Raw genomic sequence first — 8,452 nt, 5'->3', positions numbered from 1 at the left:
TATCTGGCTAACAATAGTTCGGATAATAAATCGTTTTATCAACCCAATTCTATCTTAATTTTATGATAATTTGGTCTAGACATTGGGGAGTACCTTACTATTTGGCAAAAAAATAGGCCGATTATCCTAACAAACCCTTAAAGTATGTCAAATTCTGGTTACATATCGGTAACAATATAATCGTACAAGTTAAGTAGAAGCTTCATTGGTCTGAGACTTAAGTAAGCTATTTAAAATAGAAGCAATCAAGATAAAAGTTATGCCCAGATACTGAATGGGAGCCAATGATTGATTTAATAAAACAGCCGCCAGTAGGATCGCTGTTAAAGGCTCAAAGGTGGTAAAAACTGAAGCACGGGTGGCAGGAAGCTTCTCTAAAGCTTTCATATAAAGAGCAAATGGAATTATGGTTCCAATCATCGATAGTCCGACGACATAGCCCCAAGTAGGCAAGGGTAGAGCGGCTAATTTATAATAAGTCTCATAAGTGGTCGGCATAAACATCAGTACCGCTGCACTAAAGGATACTGAGGTAAAGAACACTAGGGGGGCAGGGTGGGTATCGCCCATGGCTCGTTTCCCCAGGACACCGTATAACGAATAACACACCCCTGACATTAATCCGGCCAATATCCCCCAATTAAGTTTGGCTTCTTCACCAAGCATAGTTAGGCCAACGCCGATCACAGCTAGTAAGGCGAGCATTCCCGCTTGTTTGGTAATGTGCTCATTTAACAGCAACGCTGAGAATCCTAAGCTAAATACGGGAGCGGTGTAGAGTAGTGCTACCGCTGGGCCAGCGCCTAAATTTACAACAGCCATGAAGTAAAAAACCGACATGCCCAGCACGCCGATTAAAGACTGTATGGCCAAAGCTGTCCACTGTCTTAAGGTTAAAGCTTTAAGATATCGCCATAAAAAAGGCAGCAGTGCCATCAAGACCACTCCAGAGGTGGCCACTCGAAGTATGGTCAGTTGCCAACCTGTAAAGCCGAATCGATTTAGATAGGTCGAAAAGATACCTAATGTACCCCAGCAGATGGCGGCCAGTATGACCTGAGCTATGCCAATCCAAGTGTTATTGAGTATGGGGTACGCTGATTTTGCGGTGTATTGAGTCAACTTGTCATTCCTTTAAATTACCAAGCACTCATCAAGCTCTAGGCAAGAGGGGTTAGGCTAAGTGTTGGTGGCAATCCGTGTTATCTGACGATTGTAATATATAGTGAGCTTAAGAGATAGCTGTGAATTAGGTAGTGGCTGTTTTCTTGCGGTAGGTTAATACTAAGACTGTAAAACCAATAGACACAAAAAAACCTCAAGCATTAAATACTTGAGGTTGAAACTTTGTTCTAAAACTAAGTTTTAAAATATGGCGCAGCGGACGGGACTCGAACCCGCGACCCCCGGCGTGACAGATTAGAACCACTAAGTTACGTTGGACATTGGGTATTAAGTAGTGAAAACTAATCTACTTATTAACGAGTTAATTTTATGCAATAAAAGGTATTAGCGATAGTCATAGTCATGTATTTACGACACTTATTGTCGTAAGATATAAAAGTAATAAATATGTTGATTTTGAAGCTTGGCATATTTTGATATGAAAGTCTCCTAATTAGAAGTAGCAGCTTTCATTTTATTTCATAGAGATCTAACGGGCTTCCCAGATAAATTCAGAACCTGAAGTTTGTGAGACACTGTTTTCGTTATCTAGCGCTTCGCCATCATATTCAATAGAGCTGATGATCCAGCCACTTTCATCTTCAAAATAGTAAATCACTAGATTAAAGGGGTCGAATGCATCAGTGTCATTAATTGATGTCTCAAAAACAGTACCATCTTGAAACAGCCTACCAATAAACATGGCCTGTTCAGGCTGTAATTCGTCAACTATGTCATCATAGTTCGACGTCGCTATCAAAGTAATTCCTGCGCTTTCCAATGACTCTTGATCGCAGTACGATTGCCAAATAATATCACCAGAATCGTCTAAAACTTCGATTGTATTGTCCTCAGATAAATAAGCGCCATTGGTGTGCCATATGTCATCAACCTCAGTTAAGCCGTTAGCGCCAAAGTTATACTCATCTGGAATCTCTAAGCTATTATCTGACGCTTCCACATCATTGTAATATTCCTCAAGATCGATGTCGTTTTCTTTGAAGTATGTGTAACTGGCAAAATTGACTTCGCCTGCAAACATCTCAACACCATAACCTGAAATACGTAACGCTGATGCGGATGCACTGATTGAACCAGAAGTGTTTTCTTCAGCTGTCTGCTCTTCGAATTCTATATCTTCTAAGCCGCGAACAACCTCATCACCAAGCTGTTTTAATATATCTTCGATACTTGTCGGCAGCTTGATGGAAAAGTCATCAATGATCCAAAGGTCTTCAAACTCAAGGATACTGGTCAGTGAATTTGGTAGTGAACTGATAGGGTTGTCGTAAATATGAATGGTTTTGAGTTTGTTTAATTCGCCAACTGTTTCTGGCAGGGAAGTTAGTTTATTATCAGCGCACATCAATTCCTCAAGGCTCTGCAAGGAAGCGATAGCATCAGGTAACTCTGTTATTTGGTTGTGTGAGATATTGAGCGCTTGTAAGTTGTTTAGCTTAAACAAAGTGTCAGGTACTGATTTAAAATTGTTCTCCCATGCATAGAGCTTCTTTAATTTGGTTAACGAGCCAATTGAATCAGGAAGGGCATCTAGCTGACTTTCATAAATACTAAGCTCTTCTAACTGGGCCAAATTACCTATTGATTCAGGTAAGGCTATCAGTGAGTTAGAGTTGGTAAGTAGCGTTGTTAATTTAGATAGGCTACCAATGCCCTCTGGGAGCTGAGCAATGTCGTTAAGACTGATATCTAAGACTTGCAGATTACTAAGCGTACAGATGAATTCTGGCAGCTCGTCAAGGCTGTTTCCACTAACATTCAGTGACTCTAAATTTTGCAGGCTTGATAGCTCTTGGGGGAGATTGCCTAAGAACATAAACTTTAGATCTAGCTCTTTAAGCTGAGTCAGATTTTGTAGAGTACTAGGCAGGTTTTTGAGTCGATTACCGCCGAGCTTCAGAGACTCAAGAGAACTAAGGTCTCCTATGCTATCTGGAACAGACTGCAATGACATATCTGATAAGTTTAACGATTTTAAGTAAGACAGGTCAGTGATAGAGGCCGGAATCTCTTTTACGCTGCGGTTCTTCGATAGGTCTAAATGCTCTAACCCTGCGAGAACGCCAAGATTTTCTGGTAGCTCACCAAAAGAGGGGTTGCTACTAATATTTAGTGACTTTAGCTGAGTCAGTTTATCAATGCTCTTTGGTAAGCTTTTTAGGTTATTGTTAGATAGGTTCAGTGACTCTAAGTTAGTTAGTTTTGAGATAAACGCAGGCAGCGACTTAAGATTAGCAAAACCAAGATTTAGTGATGTTAATTGAGTTAAGTTCGCAATCTCTTTTGGCAGTTTGTTTAATCGACGTCCGCTGGTGTTGAGCTCTTGTAGTTCAAGCAGCCCATCTGCATTACGCGGAACTTGCTCCTCACTTAATACGTGTGCATCTGCCCAATCCCAAATTTCTCGCATCCATGCTTCATTGTTATCTGCCATGATTAGAATCCTCTATCTATTGTGTTCTTAGTTATAAGCCATTCTTAATTAATTATAGTCATTTAAAGGCTAATGTGTCTAAGGAAATACTAATAATTTAACCAGTTATTTAAATATTGGTTAAAAATATATTTGAAAATAAAAAGGCATTCGGGTAGTTTAAGTTCATAATCTACAGATTGATATTGTGTGCCAGTGATAAGGCATAGCAGTATCTTTAGTGGTAGATTATTTGTAATACTTGAGGAATATTATTAAATAATGATGAATGATTTATAGTTAGGAGATTTTTAATGAGCACTTTCAGCAACCTGACAGACACACCCAGAGTAGACAGAGACTTACTAGGTATTGATAAATATAAAGAGGGGTTAAAACGGTTCTTGATGAGTGCTCAAACACCTCTGACAGTAGCCATTCAGGGTGAGTGGGGAAGTGGCAAAACTACTTTAATGAACTTTTTAAGGCAAGAGCTTTGTACAGATAGCGAAGGTTACTACGGGGTATGGATTAATACCTGGGAGTACGGGCTGATGATGGATGCCAGCTCAACACTTACCAATATTATTACCGCGATTATCAACCAGGTTATTGAAGTTATTGAGCAAGAAAATAGCGATGATGCAGCGCAGCTAAAGAAAAAGGCAAAGTCATTTATCACAAGAGTTAGTAAGGTAGCTCTTAAGACATCAGCAAACATGACGATTGGTAGTGGTGCGGGTGATGTCGTTGATTCTATGTTTGAGACGGAACAAAGTGAGACCGGTGTTCGTCAATTGCGTGACGAGCTTCAGAGTACGATTAATCACTTTATTGCACAAAATCCTCAAAAGGGCTTTATCTTCTTTATTGATGACCTAGATCGTATTAACCCGCCTGTTGCCGTTCAAATTTTAGAGTTATTAAAGAACTTATTTGACTTAGACAATTGTATTTTCTTATTAGCAATTGACTATGATGTTGTAGTTAAAGGCTTGGAGCCTAAGTTTGGTAAAAAGACGATGGAGAATGAGCGTGAGTTTAGATCGTTCTTTGAAAAGATCATTCAGCTTCCATTTTCTATGCCTGTCAATAACTATGAAGTTCAAAGCTTCTTAATCGATAATTTGAAGCAGCTAAGGCTTATCAATGACAACGTGTCTGAAGCACAGACCATACTTATCGAGGAGATTGGTTTACTCACAGTGGGTAAGAACCCACGTGCTATTAAACGATTGATGAATGCCATCTCACTGGTTAAATGCATTAATGATGTCGGTACCCAGCAAGACGAAGTGGCTGAAATAATAAACTTCTTCCTACTCTCTGTCCAAATTTCATATCCGCAAATCTATAATGTCTTAGCTCATTATCCTAACTTTGTCGGCTGGGATAATGAGCTTGAAGTTGAGTATCAACTGTTTGATAAAGAAGATGATCTAGATTTACAGGGTGAAGAGGAAGACTGGAAGCAGATTCTGTTCAAGCTCTGTAGAAAAGACTTCTTCTTACAAGCTCGATATGCTGCCATTGTTAGGCTGTTTGAGCGTATTGAAGAGTTTTGTAAGGAGCAGAAGGTCAGCTTAGAAGACACACTCAGACAGGGGTTAGAGCTATCTTCTGTGACCTCTGTCGGAGATGCGGTCGAAACAACCAAAGCTAAGAAAGATTTCTCTAAGTTTGCTTTCCAAGGCGGATCATATAATAAGGGTCGACTGGTTAACCAAGTCATTAAGGCATATGTAAAAGAGAATCCAGGTATAACTTTCTCGGAATTAGAAGATGCTTTCCCAGCAGAGATACAAGGTAGTTTAGGTGTGATTACCTCCAAAGAAAATGCTGAGCAGATTTATAAGAGAACAGGCCATAAGCGCTATTACATTAAGCCAAATGAATTGGTAAAAGTTGCTGATGGTAAAGTGGCGACTTGCAACCAGTGGGCAGTTGGTAATATCGAGAGCTTCGTCAATCATGTCAATAAAATGGGACTGAGTGGATTCACTATCCAAAACTCGTAGATGATTAAATCCTACTTATTGGTCAATAATTAACTAAGGGCTCTTTTTATAAGAGCTCTTTTTATTGTTTATAGAGCTGTTCGAATAACTTATTACAAGACAGTAATCAACCATTCATTCCATCTGCTCCTTTACATTGAGAGGGTCACAAAATGGTCACCATTTGGTCACAATGCAATTGGTCACCGTAGATTATCTTAACTAATAATTAGAATTATTTAATAACAACTCTCTAAACTAGGTACAAGCTAGTGCTTACTAAGTTAAAAGGGGGAAGGGTTTATCTGAAGTTCTATAAATGCGATGAGGCTATATAAATAAAGGGGTGAGAATAGGTAAGAATGAAACCAGAGGACACAAAGGACACAAAAAAACCTCAAGCATTAAATACTTGAGGTTGAAACTTTGTTCTAAAACTAAGTTTTAAAATATGGCGCAGCGGACGGGACTCGAACCCGCGACCCCCGGCGTGACAGGCCGGTATTCTAACCAACTGAACTACCGCTGCTTAGGTCGCTTTAGAATATTTAACCACTTTCTAAAAATAGTGGTGGGTGATGACAGGCTCGAACTGCCGACATTCTGCGTGTAAGGCAGACGCTCTACCAACTGAGCTAATCACCCTGAGCGAGGAATAAATGAAGCACTGCTTCATCCGAGTGCAAGAGAATTTTCATATACCAAAAATTCTATAAGCTTACTCTTTTGCTCTACATTAAAGAACTTAGCTTCATCACTATGTCCTCTGAATGTAGATGCGTATTATATACATAATTTCCTATGTGTCAAATATATTTTTCAATTTTTATCTAAAAGTAAGAATCTAGGCAAAACCTATCCCGTTTAACCCTTAAATAGACTAGTGGGTACTATAATATTTGCAACTCATTAAGAATAACGGTATAACATAGCGTTTGAAAAATAAGGGTTATTTAGACGCTATGGCTGTTTTGCTTCTCAAGACATAGCTATTAGGCTAAATAAGCGTTGATCAAAATAAGTTTTAGGAAAGGCCATGCTTCGTTTTATTGCGCGTCATAGCACCTTAATCATGCCACTTTGCGCAGTTGTGGGCTTTGTTTTTCCAGACTTATCCAATGCCGTATTGGCGTATTTACCCGAAGTACTGTTCTTCTTGATGTTTTTTACTTTACTGGGTATTGATCAATATGCACTATTAAAGCGTATCGTGACAAAGTATGTGTGGGGCTTTGCAGTGTTGCAAAGTGCGGGCATGAGCCTGGCTTTAGTGTTAATCAGTTATGCCCTTGGTGTGCGTGGTGATTTATTACTGGCAATTGCGGGGCTTGGTGCCACAGCGCCTTTGTTTGGGAGTGGGGCGCTGGTTAATGCGGTAGGGTTTGATGCGCAGCTGGCCATGGCAAAGACAATCGCTGCGACGCTGGTTATGCCTTGTACTTTATTGGGTGTATTGTGGCTGTTGGGTGATAAAAACGCCCATTTAGATCTGGCGACTTATATCAAACGTTTGGTGATATATATAATTATGCCAATGGTTTTAGCCGTTGCCGCACGTCGCTTCATTGCCCCTGATGTTCTATCTCGTTATTATCCAAAAGTTGCACAGTTTAATATTTTACTGCTGCTTTTATTTCCCCTAGGGCTTATGGCAGGGTTTCGTGAGACCTTTGATCAGGATATATGGCAAGCGCTGTCATTATTAGCACTTAGCTCTGTGTTGGCATTGTTCTTTTATTTCAGCGCTTACTTTATCTATCGTCGTTTTGGTTATGAAAATGCCATTGTCGCAGCCATAGTATGTGGTGGGCGTAATGTATTACTGGCTTATACCATTACCGTTCCGTTTATGGGAGCCATGTTCCTGCCTTTATTGGGTGCGTTTCAATTGCCGGCGTTTTGCTTACCACTGCTTGGCAAATATATGGTCAAGCGTCATCGAGCAAGGTAAGAGTAGAGTAGGGGCTTATTGGGTAAATACTCAAGTCTAAAATATTCCAACAATGAATTGCTGTATTGACCATACAATATTCTGATAAAAATATAAAAACTCAATGATGATTGTAAAAAACATCGAGTCGTTTGGCGGCATTGATAAAGGAGTAGGTGGCGATAATACAAACGGTAATACAAAAAATACGCCTGTCGCTATGGTTTGGAACCAAGTACTTAATCTTTTGGAGTTATTAGAAAGGATTAGGCTTAGCATCGAAATGATGTTTAACACTAAGAAAGTAACTGAAAAACCTAGCGCTATGATAGGCATTACCACAGCTTTATACGATTTTTTAGCAGTTGTTAATGAGGTCTCTTTAAAGAGGTCTGACCCCTGCTGTCAAATACGGAGTAAAACACTTGGTAGATTTGATCAGGCAGCCTGACGGTAAAAGTCTCGGAGTACTTGAGCAGGTGATCTAAATCCTAACCCTTTTTGTATCCGTTGACGGTTGTAAAAAATCTCAATATACCGAGTTACATCTTTAATGGCGTCCTCTCGAGTTTCGTAGGCTTTGTGATAAACCAGTTCATTCTTTAACTGACCCCAAAAGCTCTCAATCGGTGCATTATCATAACAGTTGCCACGACGGCTCATAGAACCACGAAAACCGTGTTTGTCGATGATTTGGCGGTATTGATGACTGCAATACTGGCTACCTCGGTCAGAATGTATAATCAAGCCATTATAGTCATAGCCCCATAAATAAGATACACTGATAAGATGGCATATTCAAAAGACTACAGACAAATGATATTAGACAAGCTTGACGAAGGTTACAGTTATCGAGAGCTTGCCGAAGAATATCAAATCAGTACAACGACAATTCAGCGTTGGAAAAAGAACATTGAGCGTAAAGCT

At 39.7% G+C, this 8,452-nt stretch carries 6 protein-coding genes, 2 tRNA genes and 1 pseudogene; 4 read left to right on the top strand and 5 right to left on the bottom strand.

The genetic code is table 11. From position 1 onward, the window contains the following. Nucleotides 1-189: 189 nt before the first annotated feature. Both A1232T_RS12415 and A1232T_RS12410 read right to left on the bottom strand, forming a co-directional pair. Complete coding sequence (locus A1232T_RS12415) at nt 190-1,122, bottom strand: DMT family transporter (protein ID WP_244152472.1); 933 nt, start codon at nt 1,120-1,122, stop codon at nt 190-192. Between the two features lie 532 nt (nt 1,123-1,654). Further along, nucleotides 1,655-3,619 (bottom strand): leucine-rich repeat domain-containing protein, encoded by a 1,965-nt coding sequence (locus tag A1232T_RS12410; protein ID WP_077449702.1) that lies wholly within the window; start codon nt 3,617-3,619, stop codon nt 1,655-1,657. Between the two features lie 293 nt (nt 3,620-3,912). Between A1232T_RS12410 and A1232T_RS12405 the strand changes: the two genes are divergently transcribed. Next, the gene (locus A1232T_RS12405) at nt 3,913-5,616 is read left to right on the top strand and encodes a KAP family P-loop NTPase fold protein (protein WP_077449701.1); all 1,704 of its coding nucleotides are present in this window, start codon (nt 3,913-3,915) and stop codon (nt 5,614-5,616) included. A gap of 431 nt (nt 5,617-6,047) precedes the next feature. On the opposite strand, the gene A1232T_RS12400 is transcribed toward A1232T_RS12405, so the two are convergent. Both A1232T_RS12400 and A1232T_RS12395 read right to left on the bottom strand, forming a co-directional pair. Next, nucleotides 6,048-6,124: transfer RNA gene (locus tag A1232T_RS12400), tRNA-Asp, on the bottom strand. A gap of 40 nt (nt 6,125-6,164) precedes the next feature. Further along, a tRNA-Val gene (locus A1232T_RS12395) sits at nt 6,165-6,240 on the bottom strand. Between the two features lie 391 nt (nt 6,241-6,631). On the opposite strand from A1232T_RS12395, the gene A1232T_RS12390 reads away from it, so the two are divergent. Next, entirely contained in the window at nt 6,632-7,546 is a 915-nt protein-coding gene (locus A1232T_RS12390; RefSeq protein ID WP_077449700.1) for a lantibiotic ABC transporter permease, read from the top strand. Between the two features lie 103 nt (nt 7,547-7,649). Continuing rightward, a complete protein-coding gene (locus A1232T_RS12385) occupies nt 7,650-7,976 on the top strand; it encodes a hypothetical protein (protein ID WP_077449699.1) in 327 nt (108 codons plus the stop codon). Here A1232T_RS12385 and A1232T_RS12380 read toward each other — a convergent pair. Next, nucleotides 7,964-8,278: pseudogene (locus A1232T_RS12380) on the bottom strand (IS3 family transposase); the annotation flags it as partial. The gene A1232T_RS12385 and the pseudogene A1232T_RS12380 overlap by 13 nt on opposite strands. A gap of 36 nt (nt 8,279-8,314) precedes the next feature. Between A1232T_RS12380 and A1232T_RS12375 the strand changes: the two are divergent. Next, the coding region (locus A1232T_RS12375) for a helix-turn-helix domain-containing protein (RefSeq protein WP_143513974.1) at nt 8,315-8,452 on the top strand (138 nt) is incomplete at its 3' end.

The sequence above is a fragment of the Psychrobacter pasteurii genome (genome assembly GCF_900162815.1).
GTDB classification, from domain to species: Bacteria; Pseudomonadota; Gammaproteobacteria; order Pseudomonadales; family Moraxellaceae; genus Psychrobacter; species Psychrobacter pasteurii.
Note: the sequence above shows the minus strand (reverse complement) of the source record. Positions and strands in the feature narration are given on the sequence as shown.

Bases quoted from the DNA above. Each gene is read 5' to 3' on its own strand.
- A1232T_RS12410 (WP_077449702.1), bottom strand. From the start codon at position 3,619: ATGGCAGATAACAATGAAGCATGGATGCGAGAAATTTGGGATTGGGCA.
- A1232T_RS12405 (WP_077449701.1), top strand. From the start codon at position 3,913: ATGAGCACTTTCAGCAACCTGACAGACACACCCAGAGTAGACAGAGAC.
- A1232T_RS12390 (WP_077449700.1), top strand. From the start codon at position 6,632: ATGCTTCGTTTTATTGCGCGTCATAGCACCTTAATCATGCCACTTTGC.
- A1232T_RS12385 (WP_077449699.1), top strand. From the start codon at position 7,650: ATGATGATTGTAAAAAACATCGAGTCGTTTGGCGGCATTGATAAAGGA.